Raw genomic sequence first — 24,799 nt, forward strand, 5'->3', positions numbered from 1 at the left:
CTGGAGGTCGTGAGTTCGACTCTCATTATCCACCCCAACTAATATGGTCTATTAGCTCAGTCGGTAGAGCACCTGACTTTTAATCAGGGTGTCCCGCGTTCGAGTCGCGGATAGATCACCAAAAAGGTGGCGACATAGCCAAGTGGTAAGGCAGTGGACTGCAACTCCTTGATCCCCAGTTCGAATCTGGGTGTCGCCTCCAATAAAATGCGCTCATAGCTCAACTGGATAGAGTGTCTGACTACGAATCAGAAGGTTAGGGGTTCGAGTCCCTTTGGGCGCACCATATAAACATCAAGGGATTATAGCTCAGCTGGGAGAGCACCTGCCTTACAAGCAGGGGGTCACAGGTTCGAGCCCTGTTAATCCCACCAGTGCAAACCTCTAGTAATTTTACTAGAGGTTTTATTTTTGATTAAAAAAGATTTATATTTAGGAGGTAAAAAGTTTGTATATAATTATAGGAAATGAAATAGTTGATAGTGAAGAACTTAAAATAATAATAGATAAGAATAGTAAATTCAAAGTTGAAAAGGATTTGAGTAAAAGCACAAAAAGAGAGGACGTAATAGCTTATCAGTTAAGTATAAATATGGATTATTTAGATACTATTATAAGTGAGCAAGATGAATATATGACTTTATCTGATGAGGAAAAATTTGATGAATATATGACTTTATCTGATGAACTTGCACTAGGTTTAGAAGAACTTATGCCAAAGTACACAATAATAAATGCTAGAGCATATAAATTAGATGAGGTAGAAGGAGTAGTAAAAATAATACTAGTTATAGCATATGCAGATTTAGGTCATCTAAAACTTTCTGATGTAATAAAACGTTTGTTAAGACAGATAGATTAAGATATGAACTATATTGAGAAAAGTATGTGAAATATTACGTAAAGATGAAAATAATTATGTAAACAGAGAAAAAAATATTATAAAATAAGGTCAATTGTAGAAATTTTCACACAAATTTGTCTGAAATCCCATAAAAAACCCCTTAATTTTAGTGAGGTAAATTGAGTTTATACAGTCTAAAAATTATATATATTTATAAATTTATCTTATTAATTAAGGAACTTGCTTAAACATCTTCAAAAATAAAGTATTTTAGTCTATAATCTTTAATATTACACAAACAATAAAGGAGAAGAATAGAGTATGCTTAAAAAGTTTAATAAAATACTAGTAGCTAATAGAGGCGAAATAGCTATAAGAATATTTAGAGCCTGTTCAGAATTGGGGATAAAAAGTGTTGGTATATATAGTAAAGAAGATAAATATGGATTATTTAGAACAAAAGCAGATGAATCATATTTAATAGGGGAAGGCAAAGGTCCAATAGATGCATACTTAGATATGGATGGAATAATAGACTTAGCAAAGAGAAAAAAAGTTGACGCTATACATCCAGGATATGGTTTTCTAGCAGAAAATGCAGAATTTGCTCGTAAATGTGAAGAAAATGGAATTACTTTTATAGGTCCATCATCTAAAGTAATGAATATGATGGGCGATAAGATAAATTCTAAAAAGATTGCAAAAGAAGTTAATGTTCAAACTATACCAGGGGTGGAAAAAGCAATAAGAAGTACTGAAGAAGCAAAAGAAGTTGCAAATAAAATAGGTTATCCTGTTATGATAAAAGCATCTAATGGTGGTGGCGGTAGAGGTATGAGAATCGTACATCATGAAAAAGATTTAGAGCTTGAATATGAAACTGCTTGTAGTGAATCAAGAAAAGCTTTTGGTGAAGATATTATATTCATAGAAAAATATATAGCTGACCCAAAACATATAGAAGTTCAAATATTAGGGGATAACTATGGAAATATAGTTCATTTATACGAAAGAGATTGTTCTGTTCAAAGAAGACATCAAAAGATAATAGAATATGCACCAGCATTTTCATTAGATGAAAAAGTAAGAAAAGAAATATGTGATGATGCAGTCAAGTTATCAAAATATGTAGGCTATTCTAATGCAGGGACACTAGAATTCTTAGTAGATGCAAATGGTGGTCATTATTTTATAGAAATGAATACAAGAGTACAAGTTGAGCATACTGTAACAGAAATGGTTACAGGAATAGATATAGTTCAAAGTCAAATATTAATAGCTCAAGGATACAGCCTAGATAGTGAAGAAATAAATATAAAATCACAAGATGATGTTGAAATAAGAGGGTATTCTATCCAATGTAGAATAACTACAGAAGACCCTAAAAATAGATTTATGCCAGACACAGGTAAAATTCAAGTTTATAGAACTGGTTCAGGATTTGGTATAAGACTAGATGGTGGAAATGGATTTACAGGAGCAAACATAAGTCCTCACTATGATAGTTTACTGGTTAAGACAATATCTTGGGATAGAACATTCCAAGGAGCAATAAACAAAACTATAAGATCTATAAAAGAACTTAGAGTTAGAGGTGTTAAGACTAATGTAGGATTCTTAGTTAATGTCTTAAATAATCCTATATTCTCAAATGGTAAATGTAGTACTAAATTTATAGATGAAAATCCAGATTTATTTGAAATAACAGAAAGTAAAGATAGAGGAACAAAATTACTTCAATTTATAGGTGATGTAATTGTAAATGATAACGCTTGTCAAGAAAAACCATTATTTGATGCGTTACATGAACCAAGAATGAATAAAGATGGTTCAAAGGCAGAAGGAAGTAAGATACTTTTTGATAAGTTAGGTAAATCTGCATATATAGAAAAAATAAAAAATGATAAAAGACTATTATTAACAGATACAACAATGAGAGATGCACATCAATCATTATTGGCAACAAGATTAAGAACATATGATTTATTAAAAGCTGCTAAACCAACAGAAAAATATCAAAAAGATTTATTCTCACTTGAAATGTGGGGTGGAGCTACTTATGATGTTGCATATAGATTCTTAAAAGAGTCACCTTGGCGTAGATTACAAAAACTAAGAGAAGAAATACCAAGTATAATGTTCCAAATGTTGCTTAGAGCATCAAATGGAGTTGGATATAAAAACTATCCAGATAATGTAATAGAAGAATTTACAAAAGAGTCTGCTAAACAAGGAATAGATGTATTTAGAATATTTGACTCATTAAACTGGGTTGAAAATATGAAACCATCTATTAATACAGCTCTAGAAACTGGAAAAATAGTTGAAGCAACTATGTGTTATACAGGTGATATATTAGATAAGACTAAAACTAAATATGACTTAGAATATTATATTAAGATGGCAAAAGAGTTAGAAAGTTTAGGAGCAGACATAATAGCAATAAAAGATATGTCAGGACTTCTTAAACCATATTCTGCTTATACATTAGTTAAAGAACTAAAGAAAAATGTAAAAGCACCAATACATTTACACACTCATGATACAAGTGGAAATGGTGTGGCAACTTGTTTGATGGCATCAGAAGCTGGTGTAGATATAATTGATGCTGCATTAGAATCTATGGCAGGACTTACAAGTCAACCATCACTTAATGCAATAGTAGAAGCTCTTAAAAATACAGAAAGAGATACAGGTATAGATTTATTTGGATATGATGAGTTAGGAAAATACTATAAAGATTTAAGAAAAGTCTATAATAAATTTGAAAGTGACTTAACTAACTCTTGTGCAGAAATATACAATTTTGAAATACCAGGAGGTCAATATACAAACTTAAAACCTCAAGCTGATAGTTTAGGATTAGTTAATAGATTTGATGAAGTTAAAGAAAAATATAAAGAAGCTAATGAAGTTGTAGGAGATATAATAAAAGTAACACCATCTTCAAAAGTTGTAGGAGATTTAGCTATCTTTATGACTAAAAATAAATTAGATAAAAACAATATAATAGAAGAAGGTAAGAACTTATCATTCCCAGATTCTGTTGTAGACTACTGTAAAGGTATGATTGGTCAACCAGAAGGTGGAGTCCCAAAAGATTTACAAGAAGTAGTTTTAAAAGGCGAAGAAGCTATTACAGTAAGACCTGGTTCACTATTACCAGCAGAAGATTTTGATGACATAGCAAAATATCTAAATGAAAAATATGATATAAATGCAAATATAAGAAATGTTATAAGTTATGCTTTATATCCAAAAGTTTATGAAGACTATATTAAACATTTACAACATTATAATGATATATCTAAACTTGAAAGTGATGTATTCTTCTATGGATTAAATAAAAATGAAGAATGTGAAGTAGAAATAGAAGAAGGTAAAGTATTAACAATAAGATTAGTTGAAATTGGTGAAGTTAAAGAAGATGGATTTAGAACTATAGGCTTTGAATTAAATGGAATGGTTAGAGAAGTGGAAATAAAAGATAGAAACTTCTCTGGAAAAGTTACTAATGTTGAGAAAGCTGATATGAATGATCCACTTCAAATCGGAGCAAGTATACCAGGAAAAGTTATAAAAATAATGGTTAAAGAAGAAGATGAAGTAAAAGCAAATCAACCATTAATAGTTATAGAAGCAATGAAAATGGAAACTATAATAGTTGCTAAAACTGATGGAGTAATTAAATCAATTAAAGTAAAAGAAGATGATATGGTTGAAGATAAACAACTATTAATGATAATGAAATAATTGAATTGAAACAACTTATAAAACACTCTAAAATATTTTTATTAAATATTTAGAGTGTTTTTATTTGTTTAAATTAAATATTTGTTAAAAAAAAGAGGAAAATTATATCCCTATGTAGAAATAAAGCTAGTAAGGAAAATGTTATCTAAAAATTCTAAAAATAATAAACATTTTCTAGACTATTTCTTAGGAAATAACAGCTAAGAGAAAATACATAAATTTAAAAGGTGGGTGCTTATATGAAGGTTTATGATAGTAATATGTTGAGAAATGTAGCAGTATTAGGACATAGCGGATGTGGTAAAACAAATCTAATCGAAACTATAGCTTACACAGCAAACACTAATAAGATACCTAAATTAACTGACAAGGTAAATATGACTTATAGTATGGGATTAATACCTATAGAATATAATGACTATAAGTTTAACTTATTGGATACACCAGGATATTTTGACTTTAGCGGAGACGTTGTATCATCTCTTAGAGCAAGTGATGCAGCAATAATAGTAATAGATGCAACAGCACCTATTCAAGTTGGTACAGAGAAATCATTAGAACTAACTGAGAGTATTCCTAAGATAATGTTTATAAATAAAATAGATAATGAAAAAGCAAGATATAAAGATGCAATAGCAATGTTAAGAGAAAAATACAATAATAAGATAGTTCCAATGATAAGTCCTATATACAAAGATAAAAACTTTGTCAAGTTACATAATGTATTTGAAAATATAGATGATTTAGAAGGTGAATTTAAAGAACAAGCTATGAGTGTAAAAGAAGCTTTAATGGAACTTATAGCAGAAACAGATGACCAAATATTAGATAAGTATTTTAATGGAGAAGAGTTAACTACAGAAGAAATCCAAAAAGGTATTGTTATAGGTATACAAAGAGGAGATATTATACCTGTAATATGTGGTTCAACTATAAATAATATAGGAACAAAAGAAATATTAGATACAATATCAAATTATCTAGAACCTATATTTACAGAAGAGAGTAAGCCATTTAAAGGATTAGTATTTAAAACTATGGTTGACCCATTTGTAGGAAAAATGTCATATATAAAAATTACTCAAGGTGCAATTTCTAAAGATAAAGAAGTTTTTAATATAAACAAAAACATAAAAGAAAAAATAGCTAACATATATACATTGAGAAATAGTGAGTTAGTTGAAATAGACAAAGCTAAGGCTGGTGATGTAGTAGTTGTAACTAAAGTTAATTCTCTAAAGACAGGAGATACTATATCTGTAGATAAAGATGCAGAAGCTTTAGATAAGATAGACTTCCCTAAACCACAAATATATTATGCTGTTAATCCTAAGAATAAGGGTGATGAAGAAAAGGTAGCTGCTGTATTAAACAAACTTGTAGAGGAAGACCCTACATTACATTGGTATAGAAATACAGAGACAAAACAAGCTCTTTTAGGAGGACAAGGGGAGCTTCATATAAAAACAATTAAAAATAAAATGAAAGATAAGTTCGGGGTAGATGTTGAATTAAATGACCTTAAAGTTCCTTATAGAGAAACTATAAAGGAAACAGCTGATGTACAAGGTAAGCATAAGAAACAATCAGGTGGCCATGGTCAATATGGAGATGTAAAGATAAGATTTGAAAGATGTGAATCTGATTTTGAATTTACAGAAGAAATATTTGGTGGGTCTGTACCAAAACAATATATACCAGCAGTAGAAAAAGGTTTAAAAGATTCTATGCAAAAAGGAGTATTGGCTGGTTTCCCTGTTACAAATATAAAGGCTACACTTTATGATGGTTCATACCATGATGTAGACTCTTCTGAAATGGCTTTTAAGATGGCAGCAAGTGCAGCATTTAAAAAAGGTATGGAGGAAGCTCATCCAATATTATTAGAGCCTATTATGAAACTTAAGATAACTGTTCCAGAAGAATATATGGGAGATGTTATGGGAGATATAAACAAGAGAAGAGGTAAAATATTTGGTATGGAGCCAGATAATAAAGGAAAACAAATAATATTTGCAGAGGCTCCACAAGCAGAAACATTTAAATATGCAATAGATTTAAGAGCAATGACACAAGGTAGAGGGTATTTTGAAATGGAATTAGAAAGATATGGAGAGGTTCCATCACAATTTGCAGAAAAAATAATTGGACTAGCTACTGCAAAGTAATAAAGAAGATAGAACATTAAATAATTAATATCCATCTATTATGTAAAATAATTTTGTAATTAAAACTAGGTATATACTTATTTTAAAGAAGTGTATATCTAGTTTTTATGTGTTTTTATAAAAAACAAGAAAAAACCAAATTAAAGTAATAAAAAATGTGAAGAATAAAAGATACTTTCTTAAACTGTTTTAATAAAAGAAAGTATCTTTTTATATTATTATTTTTAGAAATGTTTAATAATAATGATATGAAGGTATATTTACAAATACAAGGTATAGATACATTAAAAATCAATTAATAACCAATAATTTTAAGACTTAATTGTTATAAATGTAAGAAGTAGAAGATTATACTTAACAAAAGATGGACACCTCATTTAAATTATTATGAAAAAAATAAATTTACACAATTTAGGGCTTTAAAAATTTAAATAATAGGTGTAAAATAGTAGTCAAAGAAAGTCAAAATAAAAAGGTGTGTGGTGATATAAATGGCAACTATGACAGATATAATTGAAAAATTTATTAAAGATTTGATGGAAGAGGATAATAGTATACAGATTCAAAGAAATGAACTAGCAAACTTGTTTAGTTGTGCACCATCACAAATAAATTATGTTTTAACAACAAGGTTTACCATAGATAAAGGTTATTATATAGAAAGCAAAAAAGGTGGCGGAGGATATGTTCAGATAGAAAAAATACGAAGAAGCAAAGATGGACATATTAGAGAAATACTAAACGAAAGAATAGGAAGCCAAATATCCTATAAGAAAGCAAAAGAGTTGGTGGAAAGTTTGAGAGAATCAGACTTAATTAGTGAAAGAGAATTAAAACTAATATTATATGCAATAGATGATAAATCATTATGTATGCCAGTATATGAATTAAAAGAGAAGGTAAGGTCTAATGTTTTAAAGAATATAATAATAGGAGTATTTAGTATAGAGGAGTGATAATTTATGCTATGTCAAAAATGCAATAAAAATAAAGCATCTGTATATTATAATAAAATAGTCAATGGAGAAAAGACAGAAATGTATCTGTGTAGTGAATGTGCTAAAGAAAATACAGAGATGAATTTTAATTTAGATATGCCTTTTTCAATGATGGATATATTTTCTAACCTAGGATTTCAACCTAAAAAAGAGCTTGAAGAAAAGTTAGTTTGCCAAAAATGTAATATGACATATAGTGAATTTAAGAATAATGGAAGATTTGGATGCAGTGAATGTTACAATGCATTTAGTAGTCAAGTAAATCCAATGCTTCAAAATATACATGGTCATATAGAACATATAGGTAAGGCACCTAAAAAATCTTTTTATAAAATAAGTGTAGAAAATGAGATTAGAGAATTAAAAGAAGATTTGGATAGAGCTATAAAAAATGAAGAGTATGAATTAGCTGCTCAATTTAGAGATAAGATTAAGTATTTGAAAGGCTCTATTGACTAAGATTGGAGTGATATTATGAAAGAGAATATAGTCATGAAATCAAGAGTTAGGCTGGCTAGGAACTTGAGCAATTATCCTTTTCCAAATAGGTTAGATAAAGAGTGTGCTATGGAAATAATAGAAAAGGTAAAAAATGCATTTATGAATTCTAGTTTAGAACATAAAGAAGAGTTTGATTTCTATAAGATTGAAGATTTAGATCAATCTAAAAAGATGCTCATGGTTGAAGAGCATATGATAAGTCCAGACTTAGCAGAAAATGATAAAAGTGCTGTTATAGTAAAAAAAGATAAAACTGTAAGTATAATGATAAATGAAGAAGACCATATAAGAATACAAACTATGTGTGATGATTTAAATTTAGAAAATGCTTATAACATAGCAAATGAGATAGATGATTTATTAGAATCAAATTTAGAGTATGCATTTAGCACAAAGTTGGGTTATCTAACATCTTGCCCAACTAACACGGGAACTGGAATGAGAGCTTCTGTAATGATGCACTTGCCTGCATTGAGTCAATTAGGCTATATGGATGAACTTTATAAGATTTCATCACAAATAGGTATAGCAATAAGAGGTATATATGGAGAGCGAACAGAAGCATTGGGAAATATATACCAAATATCTAATCAGCTTACGCTTGGAAGAACAGAGTCTAATATTATAGAGAATGTAAGTGGTCTTACAAAGGATGCAATTTCAAAAGAAGTGAAAGCCAGAGAAATATTACAAAAAAGATTGGGTATAAAATTAGAAGATAAAATATTTAGGTCAATAGGAACACTTGAAAATTCAAGGGTAATGAGTAGTTCAGAGGCAATGAGCCATCTATCAAATATAAAAATGGGAATAGAAATGAACTATATAAAAAAACTAGATTTAAAAGCTATAGAACAACTTATGATAGGTATACAACCAGCACATCAGTCAATAATGTATAAGAGTGATGATGTTGAAAATAGAGATATAAATAGAGCAACATACATTAGAGAAACTTTGGAAAAATTAAGAGGAGGGATAAATTATGAACTTCAATAGATTTACACAAAGAGCTAAAAAAGCAATTGATTTAGCGTTTGAGTCTGCTAAAAACTTAGGGCATAATATTGTTGGAAGCGAGCATATACTTTTAGGGCTTTTAAAAGAAGAAGAAGGAATAGCCGCCAAAGTTCTAAGTAAAGTTGGATTTACAGAGGCTTATTTAGAAGGCAAAATAATTGATATGGAAGGTAAGGGCGAAGGAATTCCAGAAGACATAGTATTAAGCCCAAGAAGTAAACAAATATTGGAACTATCAGGAATGTTTGCAAATAAATTAAAAACAAATTATATAGGAACTGAGCATATATTATTAGCTATTATTCAAGAAGGAGAAGGAATAGCTAATAAAGTTTTGAACTATGCAGGTGTAAATGACAGAACTCTAGCCCAATTAACAATTGATATGATGGGTATGAGTGATAATAATCAATATAAATCAGAAAATAGTTACACGGGCAACCAAAATCAAACAGAGTCCAAGATTCTCGATAAATATGGAAGAAATCTTACACTATATGCAAAACAAAATAAAATAGACCCTGTTATAGGAAGAGAAAAAGAAATACAAAGAGTTATACAAATATTAAGTAGAAGAACTAAAAACAACCCTGTACTAATAGGAGATCCAGGAGTAGGTAAAACAGCTATAGCTGAAGGTTTAGCAACAAATATAGCATTAGGAAATGTTCCAGAAACACTAAAAAGTAAAACTTTGTATTCTTTAGAGATGGGTTCATTATTAGCTGGTGCTAAATATAGAGGAGAATTTGAAGAAAGAATTAAAGAAGTTGTAGATGAAGTTGTTAAAAATGGAAATATAATTTTATTTATAGATGAGATGCATACAATAATAGGAGCTGGGTCTACAGGAGAAGGATCTATAGATGCGTCAAATATATTAAAACCTGCATTAGCTAGAGGAGAAATACAAGTTATAGGTGCAACAACAATAGATGAGTATAGAAAGCATGTTGAAAAAGACTCTGCACTAGAAAGAAGATTCCAACCAGTTATGGTGGATGAACCAAGTAAAGAAGATTCAATAAAAATATTAGAAGGATTGAGAGATAAATATGAAGCTCATCACAAAGTTAAAATAACTGATGATGCTATAAAAACAGCTGTAGAATTATCAACTAGATATATATCAGATAGATATCTACCAGATAAAGCTATAGATTTGATTGATGAAGCAGCATCAAAAGTGAGGCTAAAGGAAAATACTCCTCCAGCCGAAATAAAAAAATTAGAATTAGAAATAGAAAATATAGATAAAGAAAAAGAAGAGGCAGTAAGATGCCAAGATTTTGAGAAAGCAGCAAAAATAAGAGATGAACAAGGTATACTTAAAAAACAATTAGAAGATGTTAGAGAAAAATGGAATAAGTCATCTAAACATTCTGATTTAGTTGATGGAGAAGTCATTGCTGAAGTAGTAGGTTTATGGACAGGAATACCTGTTAATAAAATTCTTGAGGAAGAAGCTGATAGACTCTTAAAACTTGAAGAAATCTTACACAATAGAGTTATAGGTCAAGAGCAAGCAGTAAAATCTATTTCCAAGGCAATAAGAAGGTCGAGAGCAGGTCTTAAGGACCCTAATAGACCAATCGGCTCATTCTTATTTTTAGGACCTACAGGAGTAGGGAAAACAGAGTTATCTAAGGCATTAGCAGAAGTGCAATTTGGAGATGAAAATCAAATAATAAGAATTGATATGTCTGAATATATGGAAAAACATGCTGTATCAAGAATGATAGGTTCACCTCCTGGTTATATAGGTCATGATGAAGGAGGTCAATTAACTGAAAAAGTAAGAAGAAACCCATATTCAGTTATTTTATTTGATGAGATAGAGAAAGCTCATCCAGATGTGTTTAATATTCTATTACAAATTCTAGATGATGGTAGATTAACAGATTCAAAAGGAAGAACTGTTGACTTTAAGAATACTATTGTGATAATGACATCAAATGTTGGTGCATCTACAATTGGTAGACAAAAAACTTTAGGGTTTAGTATAGCTAAAGGAGATGAAGAAGAAAAGTCTCAATATGAAAAAATGAAAGAAAACATAATGGGTGAATTAAAGCAAAGATTCAGACCAGAGTTTTTAAATAGAATAGATGATATAATAGTTTTCCATTCATTAAATACAGAGCATATATCTAAAATAGTAATTTTAATGGTAGATAAATTACAAGAAAGACTAAAAGATATGGATATAAAACTAGAAATGAGTGATGAAGCTATAAAATTAATTTCTAAATCTGGATTTGATTTGGAATATGGAGCAAGACCTCTTAAAAGAGCCTTACAAAAAGAACTAGAAGATGAGTTATCTGAAGCGATTTTAAGAGGCGATGTAAAAAAAGGAAGTAATATAATAGCAAAAGTTAAAGATGAAAAAATAGTTTTTGAAACTAAATAATTCAATAGAGTTGCATTTTAAAATCTTATAGATATAAGCTTTAGGGTTTAAAGAAAATTTTAAGGGCAATGAATCTAAAATAATTCATTGCCCTTAATTATTTTTTTTAATCTTTACCTATTATCTTTCACATATGCTAAAATTATAGTATATAATAATAAATTAAGGATGATTAAAATATGGCAAAAATAAAAACTAAATATGTATGTCAATCTTGTGGATATGAAACAGCTAAGTGGCTTGGAAAATGTCCAGAGTGTACAAAATGGAATACATTTGTAGAAGAAGTAGATCAAAAAAGCACAAAAAAAGAGGTCTTTATAATAGATAAATCTTCATCTAAACCAGTTAGTATAACTTCAATAGAGAGTAAAGAAGAAGAAAGGTTTACAACAGATATAAAAGAATTAGATAGAGTGCTTGGTGGAGGGATAGTTAAAGGTTCTCTAGTACTTGTTGGTGGAGACCCTGGTATAGGTAAATCCACACTTTTAATTCAAGTCTCTAGTAATGTAGCTAATTTAGGAAAGACTGTTTTATATATAACTGGAGAAGAATCAGAATCACAGATAAAAATGAGAGCAAAAAGATTAGGTATTAATTCAGAAAATTTATATATATTTGCTGAAAATAATTTGAGTATAATTGAATCTTATTTAGAAAGTGTAAATCCACAATTAATAATTCTAGACTCAATTCAAACTGTCTTTAGTCCAGAAATATCTTCAGCACCAGGAACTGTCAGCCAAATTAAAGAAGGTACTTCAAAATTCATGAAGATTTCTAAAAAAATGGGAATTTCAACATTCATAGTTGGTCATGTAACCAAAGAAGGTTCACTAGCAGGTCCAAAATTATTAGAGCATATGGTTGATACTGTTTTATATTTTGAAGGTGAAAGATATAATACATATAGATTAGTAAGGGCTGTTAAAAATAGATTTGGTTCAACAAATGAGCTTGGAGTATTTGAAATGAGGGATTTGGGATTAGTAGAGCTTGATAACCCGTCTAAGATTTTGATATCTGAAAAACCAAAAGATGTAGCAGGTTCAGTCATAATATCCACTGTAGAAGGTACAAGACCAATGCTACTTGAATTACAAGCATTAGTTTCACCAACAAGTTTTGGTATAGCAAGAAGAACATCTACAGGAGTAGATTATAATAGAGTTGGTATGTTATTAGCAGTCTTAGAAAAACGTGTTGGTCTGCAAATACAAAACCAAGATGTATATATAAATATAGTTGGAGGTATAAAGATAAATGAACCTTCGATTGACTTAGGAATAGCTATTTCTGTAGCATCTAGCTTTAGAAATATACCTATAGATGAAGATATAGCTGTTACAGGAGAGGTAGGACTTACAGGAGAAGTTAGATCAGTAAGTTTTATAGAAAAAAGAATTGCTGAGTGCAAAAAACTTGGCTTTAAAAAGATAGTAGTTCCTAGAAGTAATTATGATGTTGTAAAAGATACTAAAGGTATAGAAATATGGCCAGTAGACAACTTAAGACAAGCTATAAATATAGTACTTGGGAGGAATCAATAAATATGGAGAATTTTTTGGATAACAAAAATATGCTATATGCATTAAAAATGATATCTCCTGGAACCCCTCTTAGATTAGGCCTAAACAATGTGCTAAGAGCTAAGACTGGCGGTTTAATTGTAATTGCAACAAATGAAGATGTAATGAAAATAGTAGATGGAGGATTTGCTATAAATGCAGAGTATTCACCATCATATCTATATGAATTAGCCAAAATGGATGGAGCGATAGTTTTAAGTGGTGATGTAAAGAAAATATTATTTGCTAATGCACAACTTATACCAGATTACTTTATAGAAACATCAGAAACTGGAACTAGACATAGAACGGCGGAAAGAGTAGCAAAACAAACTGGTGCTATAGTCATAGGAATTTCACAAAGAAGAAATGTTATAACAGTTTATAGAGGAAATGAGAAGTATGTGGTCGAAGATATATCTAAGATATTTACTAAGGCAAATCAAGCAATACAAACTTTAGAAAAATATAAAACAGTATTAGACCAAGCTATAACTAATTTAAATGCTTTAGAGTTTAATGATTTGGTAACTATTTATGATGTAGCGTTAGTCATGCAGAAAATGGAAATGGTAATGAGAGTTACAAGTATAATTGAAAAATATGTGATAGAATTGGGGGATGAAGGAACTTTAGTAAGCATGCAATTAGAGGAATTAATGGGTACAACTAGAATAGATCAGAAATTAATATTCAAAGATTATAACAAAGAAAATACTGAAATAAAAGAACTTATGAAAAAAGTTAAAAATTTAAATTCAGAAGAACTAATAGAATTATTTAATATGGCAAAACTATTAGGGTATAGTGGATTTTCAGAAAGTATGGATATGCCTATAAAAACAAGAGGCTATAGAATTCTTAGCAAAATACATAGACTACCAACAGCAATAATAGAAAACTTAGTAAATTATTTTGAAAACTTTCAAGAAATATTGGATGCGTCTATTGAAGAGTTAGATGAAGTTGAAGGAATAGGTGAAATAAGAGCAACATATATAAAAAATGGACTTATAAAAATGAAACAATTAGTATTATTAGATAGACACATATAATGAATTTTAAGTGAATTTTACTACTTTTTTCTTGAATATAATATACACTTTGGTCTATAATAGATAAGTATAACTAGGGGGTGAAGCATTGATAAGGAAAGTAACAAGGATATTGTTTATTTTACTTGGATTTACGATAGGTATAACGACCTATTTAACATTGATGAGAGATTTTGAAATATTAACATTTGGAAAAGAAACTTATGGTTATATAGCAGCTGTAGTAGCAGGTATAGTAATAGCTATTTTAGGATATCTTATAGAGCCATGGGTTGTGAATAGAACAAAAGAAATTGCTAAAGTTGTGGATAAAGAACTATCAAAATATCCTCAAACAGATATATTATTAGGGTCTATGGGTCTTATAGTAGGATTTGTAATTGCATATTTATTAAGTGGGCTAGTAAATAGAATACCAATAGTAGGTGGAATATTATCATTACTATTATATTTATTCCTAGGATATCTTGGAATGAAAGTTGCGCTTAAAAGTAAAAATGATTTATTTAATATTGGAAAATTAGGAAGATTGGCAAATCCTATTAAAGATAAGGATAAGGATAAAGATAATAAAAAAGAAGTAAAGGCGATACCTCCAAAAGTATTAGATACAAGTGTAATAATTGATGGAAGGATAGCTGATATTTGTAAAACAGGATTTATAGAAGGAAAACTTATTATTCCTGCTTTTGTTTTGGAAGAATTAAGACATATTGCAGATTCTTCAGATGATTTGAAAAGAGTAAGAGGTAGAAGAGGTCTGGATATATTAAATATAATTCAGAAAGAATTAAATATAGAGGTTGAAATAAGTGAAAGGGACTTTGATGATATAGCAGAAGTTGATAGTAAATTATTAAAGCTTGCCCAAGTATTAAATGGAAAAGTTGTTACTAATGATTATAACTTAAATAAGGTTGCTCAATTTCAAGGTGTTGAAGTATTAAATATAAATGAGTTGGCTAATGCTATAAAACCAGTTGCAATACCAGGTGAAGATATGGTTGTCCAAGTGGTTAAAGAAGGAAAAGAAGCTCAACAGGGTGTTGCATATCTAGATGATGGAACTATGATAGTTGTTGATGGAGGAAGAAAACATATGAATGAGACTATAAAAGTTTTAGTAACTTCTGTTCTTCAAACTCCTGCTGGTAGAATGATATTTGCAAAACCTAAAAATTGATATATTCAAATAAACCTAAAATTTGGGCTGTTTATTATAAATAGATGGTCCAAATTTATTTGTTTATAACGACAATGTTTAATGTATTCTTAAGTGTGAGGATTTAAATCAGAAAGCAGGGAGAATTTATGAGAAAAAAGATTATATCTTTCTTAGCAACGTTTATCATAATATTAACATCGATGAGCCAGTATAGCTTTGCAGATGATATACCAACGCATGGAAAAGTAATATTTATAGATATGAATAGAACTAGTATGAACAATATGTTAAGAATAAAATCATTGAGAGAAGAGCTAGAAGATAGAGGATATATTGGCTTGATGAACATAAGAGGCGATAAAGGTAGTGATGATAGAAGGTCATATGCCAGTATGGGTGCTGGTGGAAGAGCCAATGTAGCTAATGAAGAAGATATTAATTTTGAAAGCTCAAGCAAAGATAGAAATATAGTTTTTGAATCAGCTACAGGTAAGAAAGCAAAAGGTATAAATGATTTGACTATAAATATGTCAATAAATGAGAATCTAAACTTTGGAGAATATGGTTCTACATTAGGTTCATTAGGTCAAAGTTTATCTGAAAATAAATTAAAAACATCTGTATTAGGAAATGCAGATATAGTTGAAAATGGTAAACTTGTAAAAAATAGAAACTTATGCCTAACAGCTATGGATGAGTATGGTAGAATTTCTTACGGAAATGTAGATAATATCAATAAAAAAGATTTATCTATGCCTTATGGAATATCAACTGATTACACTAAGCTTGTTGCTGAAACTAAAGAAGCTTATAAAAATAGTGATGTAGTTTTTGTAGAACTTGGAGATACATATAGGTTAGATTTATATAAATCTAACTTGAATGAAAAAACATATAAAAACATGAAAGACAAGATAGAAAAAAACATAGATGAATATTTAAAAAATATATTTTCTATGGTTGGAGAAAATGATACTGTTTACATAGCTAGTGCATTTCCAAGTGATTTAGATTATAAAAATAAAAGAAGGCTTTCTCCAATAATAAAATTAAATGGCAATGGAAAAGGGATGTTATCATCTTCAACTACTAGAAGAGAAGGTATTGTTACTAATCTAGATGTTGGAGCTGAGATATTAAATAACTTTGATATAAAAAATCAAAATATGGTTGGAAAGAAGTATGAACTTATTAACAGAGATGATAATAAAGAGTATCTGATGGATGAATACCAAAAGATAGTATCTGTTTCAAGCATAAGGTCTACAATACTTAATGGATTTGTAAGTATTGTATTTTTGTCATGGATAGTTGCTATGATTCTAATTCTATTTAGAAAGCATATATCGAAAAATCACAAAGAAACAATATTTTTTATATTAAAAGAATTTCTAAAAATAGGAATAGTAATGCCATTATCATTTATGATAACTCCAATAATGAATTTTAAAACACCAGTAGCAATATCTTTAGGAATAATTATAATAACACTTACTATATACTTAATAAGCAAAGTTCTGATAAAGAATGATTTAAAAAATATGTTATTCTTTACAGGTTTAACTATATTGATTATGGTTATTGATTCTGCATTTGGTTCATATTTAATGAAAAGTAATGTAATGAGTTATGATTGTATAATTGGGGCTAGATACTACGGAGTAGGAAATGAATATCAAGGAGTGGCAATAGGTAGTGCAATATTTACATTTGCGATTTTGCTTACATATAAAAAGATACCAAAGTGGTCTGTAATAGTATTTTCTTTAGTTATCTTAATTACGAGTGCATCTCCAGCTATGGGTGCAAATGTTGGAACTGCTATTTCTGAATGTGTTGCATTTTTACTATTTATACTATTGATATATAATGTAAAAATAGACTTTAAAAAAGTTGTATTATTAGGTGTAGCAGTATTGCTTGTTTTAGGCGCCTTTGTAGCTATAGATATGATTTCAGGAAGTAACTCACATTTAGGTATGTTTGTAAAAGAAGTTTACTTTAATGGACCAGGAGAAATAATACAAACATTTGGCAGAAAGATAGAGATGAACTTGAAGCTAGCTCAAACCAGTGCATGGGTAAATATACTACTAACTGGAATCGGAGTAATTTTAGTTCTTATGATTAATCAGATTAGATACTTTAAACAATTAATTGATGAATACCCAGTCGTATTTAAAGGATTTATAGCGTCAATAGCAGGATGCTTTGTAACTCTTTTAGTAAATGATTCTGGAATTGTGTCATCAGCTACAGCTTTTATTTATGTAATTGTAGCTATGATTATATTAAGTATAAATCTGATAGTATTAAAAGAATAAGTTACATATAGTCTCTATATAAATATTGATGATATGTTAATTTGAATTTATTTTGACGAAATAACTTTAAAGAAAAAATTTTACAAAAATTAATTATTACACAAAAATCCCAAGTTTATTTTAACTTGGGATTTTTATATAATAATTTAAACTTTATCTTGTTTTAATGTAATTTGAAATGATGTACCTTTTCTCCGTGTTTGTTCCAACACCATTGTCAGTAGTATTAATGTAAATGTTCTAAATCTGTATGAAATCCAAATATCTGCTTTTCAGATTTTGGATTATTGGCAACATTGGCAATAAGGTTTTGAAGAAAGGCAATCATTTCAAATTGTGTATGTTTAAGCTGTATTTTTCCAGAAAAATCTATAAAAAATGTCAGACTTAAATTGTCTATTAACTTTTCATTATATACTCACTTTTTATATATATTATCTAAAAATATTATACTTTCTTCTTCACTAAAGCGGTAGTTTTTATTAAGCATTAGATATGAATATCCTGTGATATATGATAATAGTGTTTTCAAATCCTGTGATATATCAGCAAGTCAATGAGTTTTTGAAACTTCAAGTTATTCTCGTTCAATCTCAGTTTCTTAAAGTTTATTGCTTAATGCCTTTATATTTATAATAATTTCTTTATACATAAAATAGTACAATTTTAGTTTACCATCTTTAGTAAAATCTTTTTTGGCGATTGTATAATTTCCTTTAGACAAAATACTTATTGAGCAAATTATCAGGTAAAGCAGTCAAACAAGAAATAAAAAAAGTATTCCTTAATTTAATGTAATAACTTATTTTTAATTATACAAAAAAAACAGTTGACTTTTTATACGAACCCCTTCTATAATGTTATTGAAATTAAGTAAAATCATTGAACAAATGTAAAAATAATTGAAAAATCTTGATTTTGGAGGAAGGAAAATGAAAAAAATTGGAGACTTAAGGTTAATGATGAAGTGTTGTTCACTTTATTATGAAGATAATTTGAATCAACAAGAAATAGCGAATCAATTGGGAATATCAAGACCAACAATATCAAGAATATTAAAAGAAGCTTTTGAGCAAGGAATAGTAAAAATACAAATAGTTGATGTTTTAAAAAATGACTATCAAAAAATAGAAAGAAGTTTAGAAAGAAAATATAAATTGAAAGAAGTAATAGTGGTAGATGATAAACAAGACTCATTAACACAAAAACAAGAATTAGCAAGAGCTGTGTCTGAATATCTTACCAGAGTAGTAAAAGAAAATGATATAATTGGGGTTTCCATAGGAACAACTCTAAAAGAAATTCCTAGATATGTAGAAAAAAGCAACTGTAAAAATGTTACGTTCATACCTTTACTAGGAGGAATTGGAGATAATGAAATAGATATACACGCAAATCAAATAGCTGTAAGTTTAGCAAGAGCTTTTGGAGGAGATTTTAAGTTATTACATGCTCCTGCTGTGATGTCTGATTTATCTACAAAAGAAAAGCTTTGTAAGGATGAAAAAATTAAAGAAGTACTAGACTTAATAGATAAAACAACTATTGCAATTGTAGGTATAGGAAATCCTATGAGTTTAAACTCAACAATAATGGCTTCTGGATATATGCATGAAGAAGATATAGAGGATTTAAAAAAGTATAACTCAATAGGCGCAATTTGTTTGCAAGCTTTTGATAAGGAAGGAAAAACTTCTATACTTGAATTTAATCAAAGGGTACTAGGGGTAAAACTAAATGATTTAAAAAAGATAAAAAGAACAATAGGTGTTGCTTCAGGAGATGAAAAGATAGAAGCAATAAAAGCATCATTAAAAGCCAAATTTATAAATAGCTTAGCAATTAATCACAGTTTAGCACTTGAATTATTAGAAGATTGTGACTAATAGAAATATAGATAAAAATTAATAGGAGGGAATTGATATGACATTATCAAAAGAAACATTACTTGAAATGTATAAGAGAATGAATCAAGCTAGAAAGTTTGAAGAGAAAGTTAGTTGGTTTTTTGCAAGAGGTATGGTACATGGAACAACTCATTTATCAGTAGGTCAAGAAGCTTCAAGTGTAGCCGCAGTAATGGCATTAGAAAAAGGAGATTTGGTTTCATTAACTCATAGAGGTCATAGCCAATTTATAGGAATGGGAATAGATTTAAATAAAATGATGGCTGAGCTTATGGGAAAAGAAACTGGATTTTGTAAAGGAAAAGGAGGCTCAATGCATATAGCAGATATTGAGTCAGGTAACTTAGGAGCAAATGGAGTCGTAGGTGGAGGTCTTACTATAGCTCCTGGCGCTGCACTTACACAACAATATAAAAAGACAGGAAAAATAGTTTTATGTAGTTTTGGTGATGGTGCATCAAATGAAGGTACATTTCATGAAGGAATAAACTTGTCATCAATATGGAAATTACCAATAATATTTTATTGTGAAAACAACCTATATGGCATGTCAACAAGTATAAAACGTCACATGAATATAGATAGTGTTGCAACAAGAGCAGCATCTTATGGTATAGAAGGAATATCAATAGATGGATATAATCCAATAGAAGTATATGAAACAGTACAAAAAGCTGCTGAAAAATGTAGAAGAGGGGAAGGGCCTGTATTAATTGAAAGTAGGACTTATAGATGGCTAGGTCATTCAAAATCAGATGCAAATGTATATAGAACGAAAGAAGAGATAGAATCGTGGAAGGCAAAAGACCCTATAAAATTTTTAAGAAATTATCTTATAGAAAATAATATGGCAAATGAAAATGAATTAGATATAATTGAAGATTTTGCTAAAAAATCAATAGAAGATGCAGTAGAATTTGCTCAAAATAGCCCAAATCCAAAAATAGAATCTTTATTAGATGATGTATATGCAGACTAAAAATAGTAAAGGAGGAAAATAAAAATGAGTACAAGAGAATTAACATATGCACAAGCAATAAAAGAAGCAATGTCAGAAGAAATGAGAAGAGATGAAAATGTAATATTTATGGGAGAAGATATAGGGATATATGGAGGAGCATTTGGCGTATCAGTGGGAATGATAGATGAATTTGGCCCAGAAAGAGTAAGAGATACTCCTATATCAGAAGCAGCTATAGCAGGAGCAGCAGCAGGTGCAGCGGCAACTGGGTTAAGACCAATTATGGAAGTAATGTTTATGGATTTTGTTACAATATCTATGGACGCGATTGTAAATCAAGCAGCAAAAATGAGATATATGTTTGGTGGGAAGGCTCAGGTTCCAATGGTTGTTAGATGTCCTGGAGGTTCTGGAACTGGTTCAGCAGAACAACATTCACAAAGTTTGGAAGCATGGTTTTGTCATGTACCAGGAGTAAAAGTGGTTGCACCTTCAACACCAGCAGATGCTAAGGGATTATTAAAAGCAGCTATAAGAGACAATAATCCAGTAATATTTGTTGAAAACAAATTGTTATATAGAAAAAAAGGAATTGTCCCAGAGGGAGATTATGTAATTGATATTGGAAAGGCAGATATTAAAAAAGAAGGTTCTGATGTTACAGTAATCACTTATGGAAGGATGTTACAAAGTGTTGAAGAAGCTGCAGAAAACCTATCAAAAGAAAATATAGATGTAGAAATTATAGATTTAAGAACTTTATATCCATTAGATAAAGAAACAATCATAAAGAGTGTATGTAAAACTGGTAGAGTTTTAATTTGCCATGAAGCAGCTAAGACTGGTGGTCTAGGTGGAGAAATATCAGCATTAATAACAGAAAGTGAATCATTTGATTATTTAGATGCACCAGTAAAAAGAATATGTGGAAAAGATGTGCCAATACCATATAATCCAGAGCTAGAAAAAGCAGTAGTCCCAAGAATTGATGAAATAGAAGATGCAATAAAATCTTTAATTGTTAGATAAGGGGGGATAGAAATGGTGGCAAATAAAGTAAAAGCCACACCAGCAGCCAAAAACCAAGCAAGAAAAGACAATATAGAGTTAGATAGGCTGATTGGAAGTGGAGAAAATGGAAGAATACATCTAGTGGATGTGTTAAATTATCTAGAAAATAATAAAGTAAAAGCAACTCCTTTAGCAAAAAGAATAGCAGAGGATTTAAATATAGATTTAGAAAATGTTGTAGGTACTGGATACAATAGAAAAATAAAAAAAGCAGATATAGAAAAGGCACATACACAAGAGACTATCGTATCAACTGATGTATCTAAATCTAATGAAACAAAAGAAATAGAATCAAAACATGAGAATTTAAGTACGTTTAATACTGTAGAAGGAGAGTTCGAAAAGCCAAATCCAATGAGAGCAACTGTAGCAAAACGAATGTCAGAAAGCTACTTCAGTGCTCCTGTATTTACATTCAATATAGAGGTAGATGCTACAGAACTTAAAGAACTTAGAGCAAAATTAATAGATACAGTAAAAGAATCAACTGGAGTAAAATTAACAATGACAGATTTAATAGTAATGGCTGTATCTAGAGTACTTCCAAAGCATCAAGCATTAAATTCAGCATGGACAGATAATGGAATATTTAGATATAAAGATATAAATATAGCTATTGCTGTTGGACTAGATGAAGGTTTATATGTCCCAGTAGTAAAAAATGTAAATGAAAAATCGCTAAAAGAAATAGCTAAAGAAAGCAAAGAACTTGCTGAAAAAGTAAAAACAGGAAAGCTTCTACCAGCAGACCAAGAAGGTAATACATTTACTATAAGCAATGTTGGAATGTATGGTATAACGACATTTACACCTATAATAAATATGCCTTCAAGTGCGATACTTGGGGTAGGAGCAACTCAAGATAAGTTTGTGCCAGTAAATGGAGAGGCTAAAATAAAACCTATAATGAATTTATCATTAACATCAGACCATAGAATAATAGATGGTACAGTAGCAGCAAAATTCTTAAAAGATTTAAAAGAATTATTAGAAAATCCATTAGCAATGCTCGTATAGGTTTTGATATTTTACTCTTTATGTAAATAGATTGAATAGACCACATAAAAAGATGTATTTAATTTTACTAGATTTAAAATTATTGTATGTAAAAGATATCTGTATGAATATAAGATGATTAACTAAAATATATAAAAAATAAATAGGAGGATAGCCTATGTCAGTAGAAGTCATAATGCCAAAAGCTGGAGTAGCTATGGAAGAAGGTACTATAGTATCTTGGCTAAAACAAGAAGGCGAAGAAGTAAAAATTGGAGAACCTATACTAGAGATAACAACAGATAAAGTCAACATGGAAATAGAATCAGAAGGAGAAGGTATACTTGCTGCAATTATACATAAAGAAGAAGGAGAAGTATTACCAGTATTTACAGTAATAGGTGTAATAGCAGAAAAGGGAGAAAAGCAAGAAGAAATAAAGGCTAAATACTTATCTGGAAACGTATCAAAAGAAGATTTAATTGTTGAAACAGAAAAAATAGAAATAAAAGAAGAAAAGACAATTAAAAAAGAGAGTAATCATGATTATGATGTGGTAGTAGTAGGTGGAGGACCTGGAGGGTATTTATCAGCACTAAAATCAGCTATATTAGGAGGCAAAGTTGCATTAGTAGAAGAGGACACATTAGGAGGAACTTGCCTAAATAGAGGTTGCATTCCTACAAAAACTTATGTAAAAACAGTAGAAATATTAGAAGAAATTGAACAATTATCAAAAAGAGGTGTAAAAGTATCTGTTGATAAGGAACAAGATATAAAAAAGGCTATAAAGTATAAAAATAGAGTAGTAAAAAAACTTACAGCTGGTGTTGGTGGATTGTTAAAAAGCAGAGGTGTAGATGTCTTTAATCTTAAAGCTACTGTTAAAGAAGCCCATAAAGTAATATTATCAGATGGAAAAGTTTTAGATACAGAAAATACAATAATTGCCACTGGTTCTAAGGTGAGAATCTTACCAATAAAAGGAATAGAATCAAAATTAATAATAACTAGTACAGAAGCTTTAGATTTAGACATAGTACCAGAAGAGTTAGTAATAATTGGTGGTGGAGTAATAGGTTGTGAATTTGCAGAGATATTCAACTCAAGAGGTTCTAAAGTAACTATAATAGAAATGGAAGACAGAATAATTCCAAGAATGGACAAAGAATTGAGCCAGTCTTTAAGAGATTCACTTAAGAAAAAGGGAATAACTATATTAACTGAAAAGAAAGTTTCTGAATTTAAAGAAGAAGGAAATAAAATAATAGTATGTATTGAAGGAGAAGAACCAATAAAGGCAGATTTAGGTCTATATGCTATAGGAAGACAAGCTAATCTATCTGGTGTAGAAGACTTAGATATTAAAATAGATAGAGGTTCAATAGTTGTAAATAGCAAAATGGAAACAAGTGTACCAAGTATATATGCAGTAGGTGATGTTACTGGAGGTATAATGCTAGCTCATGCAGCTTTTAAAATGGGAGAAGTAGCAGCTTCAAATGCTTTAGGTATGGATGAAGAAGCAGATTTAAGTGCATTACCTAGTTGTGTTTATACAGTTCCAGAGGTTGCATCAGTTGGACTTACAGAAGAAGATGCTAAACAAAAATATAATATAAAAATTGGTAAATTTAACTTTGCTGGAAATGGAAGAGCTTTAGCTTCTGGACAAGAGCAAGGATATGTAAAAGTAATATCAGATGCTAAGTATGGGGAAATTTTAGGTGTGCATATGTTTGGATATGGTGTAGCAGAACTTATAAATCATGCAGCATCATTTAAAGCATTAGAAATACCTGCTGATGAAGCTAGTGACTTGATTTTTGGTCACCCATGTACTTCAGAAGCTCTGATGGAAGCTTTAGCAGATGTAAGTGGTGAATGCTTACATTTACCAAAAAAATAAGCTATTAACCTAAGTTTATATAATATATAAAATCTTTAAAAACTCACTTAGCCATACCCCTTTTGTATAAATGTATTTATTTATACAAAAGGGGTTTCTTTTTGGAAAAATATATCATAAGGTTATTTGTAGTTTTTGTTGTA

General features: G+C 29.6%; 16 protein-coding genes and 4 tRNA genes. All 20 read left to right on the top strand.

The window, feature by feature from the left end; genetic code table 11:
- Window positions 1-45 precede the first annotated feature (45 nt).
- The 20 genes from IC174_RS18175 to lpdA all read left to right on the top strand — a co-directional run bounded on the left by IC174_RS18175 (window position 46) and on the right by lpdA (window position 24,656).
- Window positions 46-121, top strand: a tRNA-Lys gene (locus IC174_RS18175).
- Window positions 122-128: 7 nt separating this feature from the next.
- Window positions 129-202 (top strand) — tRNA-Cys (locus tag IC174_RS18180).
- A 7-nt stretch (window positions 203-209) separates the two neighbouring features.
- Window positions 210-286: transfer RNA gene (locus IC174_RS18185), tRNA-Arg, on the top strand.
- Window positions 287-298: 12 nt separating this feature from the next.
- Window positions 299-374: transfer RNA gene (locus tag IC174_RS18190), tRNA-Val, on the top strand.
- 74 nt (window positions 375-448) lie between these two features.
- Window positions 449-862 (top strand): hypothetical protein, encoded by a 414-nt coding sequence (locus tag IC174_RS18195; protein ID WP_227483616.1) that lies wholly within the window; start codon window positions 449-451, stop codon window positions 860-862.
- Between the two features lie 303 nt (window positions 863-1,165).
- Window positions 1,166-4,597 carry a pyruvate carboxylase gene (locus IC174_RS18200; protein WP_227483617.1) on the top strand — a complete coding sequence of 1,144 codons (3,432 nt, stop codon included), beginning with the start codon at window positions 1,166-1,168 and terminating at the stop codon, window positions 4,595-4,597.
- Window positions 4,598-4,836: 239 nt separating this feature from the next.
- A complete protein-coding gene (locus IC174_RS18205; protein WP_227437116.1) occupies window positions 4,837-6,765 on the top strand; it encodes an elongation factor G in 1,929 nt (642 codons plus the stop codon).
- 491 nt (window positions 6,766-7,256) lie between these two features.
- Window positions 7,257-7,721: a CtsR family transcriptional regulator gene (locus IC174_RS18210; RefSeq protein WP_227437114.1), complete on the top strand. Its 465-nt coding sequence runs from the start codon at window positions 7,257-7,259 to the stop codon at window positions 7,719-7,721.
- A 6-nt stretch (window positions 7,722-7,727) separates the two neighbouring features.
- Window positions 7,728-8,222 (top strand): UvrB/UvrC motif-containing protein, encoded by a 495-nt coding sequence (locus tag IC174_RS18215; RefSeq protein ID WP_227437113.1) that lies wholly within the window; start codon window positions 7,728-7,730, stop codon window positions 8,220-8,222.
- Between the two features lie 15 nt (window positions 8,223-8,237).
- Complete coding sequence (locus IC174_RS18220) at window positions 8,238-9,263, top strand: protein arginine kinase (protein ID WP_227483618.1); 1,026 nt, start codon at window positions 8,238-8,240, stop codon at window positions 9,261-9,263.
- Window positions 9,250-11,697 carry an ATP-dependent Clp protease ATP-binding subunit gene (locus IC174_RS18225; protein ID WP_227437109.1) on the top strand — a complete coding sequence of 816 codons (2,448 nt, stop codon included), beginning with the start codon at window positions 9,250-9,252 and terminating at the stop codon, window positions 11,695-11,697. The genes IC174_RS18220 and IC174_RS18225 overlap by 14 nt, the downstream gene beginning before the upstream one ends.
- Before the next feature lie 179 nt (window positions 11,698-11,876).
- Window positions 11,877-13,250 (top strand): DNA repair protein RadA, encoded by a 1,374-nt coding sequence (gene radA, locus IC174_RS18230; RefSeq protein WP_227437108.1) that lies wholly within the window; start codon window positions 11,877-11,879, stop codon window positions 13,248-13,250.
- A gap of 2 nt (window positions 13,251-13,252) precedes the next feature.
- On the top strand, window positions 13,253-14,323 hold the full coding sequence (disA, locus tag IC174_RS18235; RefSeq protein ID WP_227437106.1) for a DNA integrity scanning diadenylate cyclase DisA: 1,071 nt from the start codon (window positions 13,253-13,255) through the stop codon (window positions 14,321-14,323).
- Window positions 14,324-14,411: 88 nt separating this feature from the next.
- The gene (locus IC174_RS18240; protein WP_227437104.1) at window positions 14,412-15,506 is read left to right on the top strand and encodes a PIN/TRAM domain-containing protein; all 1,095 of its coding nucleotides are present in this window, start codon (window positions 14,412-14,414) and stop codon (window positions 15,504-15,506) included.
- Window positions 15,507-15,634: 128 nt separating this feature from the next.
- Window positions 15,635-17,812: a hypothetical protein gene (locus tag IC174_RS18245; RefSeq protein ID WP_227483619.1), complete on the top strand. Its 2,178-nt coding sequence runs from the start codon at window positions 15,635-15,637 to the stop codon at window positions 17,810-17,812.
- Window positions 17,813-18,744: 932 nt separating this feature from the next.
- Entirely contained in the window at window positions 18,745-19,698 is a 954-nt protein-coding gene (locus tag IC174_RS18250; protein ID WP_227483620.1) for a sugar-binding transcriptional regulator, read from the top strand.
- Window positions 19,699-19,735: 37 nt separating this feature from the next.
- On the top strand, window positions 19,736-20,698 hold the full coding sequence (locus tag IC174_RS18255; protein WP_227437098.1) for a thiamine pyrophosphate-dependent dehydrogenase E1 component subunit alpha: 963 nt from the start codon (window positions 19,736-19,738) through the stop codon (window positions 20,696-20,698).
- 24 nt (window positions 20,699-20,722) lie between these two features.
- Window positions 20,723-21,709 carry an alpha-ketoacid dehydrogenase subunit beta gene (locus tag IC174_RS18260; RefSeq protein ID WP_227483621.1) on the top strand — a complete coding sequence of 329 codons (987 nt, stop codon included), beginning with the start codon at window positions 20,723-20,725 and terminating at the stop codon, window positions 21,707-21,709.
- 12 nt (window positions 21,710-21,721) lie between these two features.
- Window positions 21,722-22,768, top strand: a complete 1,047-nt coding sequence (locus IC174_RS18265) for a 2-oxo acid dehydrogenase subunit E2 (protein WP_227483622.1) — start codon at window positions 21,722-21,724, stop codon at window positions 22,766-22,768.
- Between the two features lie 157 nt (window positions 22,769-22,925).
- Window positions 22,926-24,656 (top strand): dihydrolipoyl dehydrogenase, encoded by a 1,731-nt coding sequence (gene lpdA / locus IC174_RS18270; RefSeq protein WP_227483623.1) that lies wholly within the window; start codon window positions 22,926-22,928, stop codon window positions 24,654-24,656.
- Window positions 24,657-24,799: the final 143 nt, after the last annotated feature.

Origin of the sequence: Clostridioides sp. ES-S-0001-03 (genome assembly GCF_020676075.1) — a bacterium.
GTDB lineage: Bacteria > Bacillota > Clostridia > Peptostreptococcales > Peptostreptococcaceae > Clostridioides.

Coding starts and splice junctions, on each gene's coding strand:
- IC174_RS18200 (WP_227483617.1), top strand. CDS start 1,166: ATGCTTAAAAAGTTTAATAAAATACTAGTAGCTAATAGAGGCGAAATA.
- IC174_RS18205 (WP_227437116.1), top strand. CDS start 4,837: ATGAAGGTTTATGATAGTAATATGTTGAGAAATGTAGCAGTATTAGGA.
- IC174_RS18210 (WP_227437114.1), top strand. CDS start 7,257: ATGGCAACTATGACAGATATAATTGAAAAATTTATTAAAGATTTGATG.
- IC174_RS18215 (WP_227437113.1), top strand. CDS start 7,728: ATGCTATGTCAAAAATGCAATAAAAATAAAGCATCTGTATATTATAAT.
- IC174_RS18220 (WP_227483618.1), top strand. CDS start 8,238: ATGAAAGAGAATATAGTCATGAAATCAAGAGTTAGGCTGGCTAGGAAC.
- IC174_RS18225 (WP_227437109.1), top strand. CDS start 9,250: ATGAACTTCAATAGATTTACACAAAGAGCTAAAAAAGCAATTGATTTA.
- radA (WP_227437108.1), top strand. CDS start 11,877: ATGGCAAAAATAAAAACTAAATATGTATGTCAATCTTGTGGATATGAA.
- disA (WP_227437106.1), top strand. CDS start 13,253: ATGGAGAATTTTTTGGATAACAAAAATATGCTATATGCATTAAAAATG.
- IC174_RS18245 (WP_227483619.1), top strand. CDS start 15,635: ATGAGAAAAAAGATTATATCTTTCTTAGCAACGTTTATCATAATATTA.
- IC174_RS18250 (WP_227483620.1), top strand. CDS start 18,745: ATGAAAAAAATTGGAGACTTAAGGTTAATGATGAAGTGTTGTTCACTT.
- IC174_RS18255 (WP_227437098.1), top strand. CDS start 19,736: ATGACATTATCAAAAGAAACATTACTTGAAATGTATAAGAGAATGAAT.
- IC174_RS18260 (WP_227483621.1), top strand. CDS start 20,723: ATGAGTACAAGAGAATTAACATATGCACAAGCAATAAAAGAAGCAATG.
- IC174_RS18265 (WP_227483622.1), top strand. CDS start 21,722: ATGGTGGCAAATAAAGTAAAAGCCACACCAGCAGCCAAAAACCAAGCA.
- lpdA (WP_227483623.1), top strand. CDS start 22,926: ATGTCAGTAGAAGTCATAATGCCAAAAGCTGGAGTAGCTATGGAAGAA.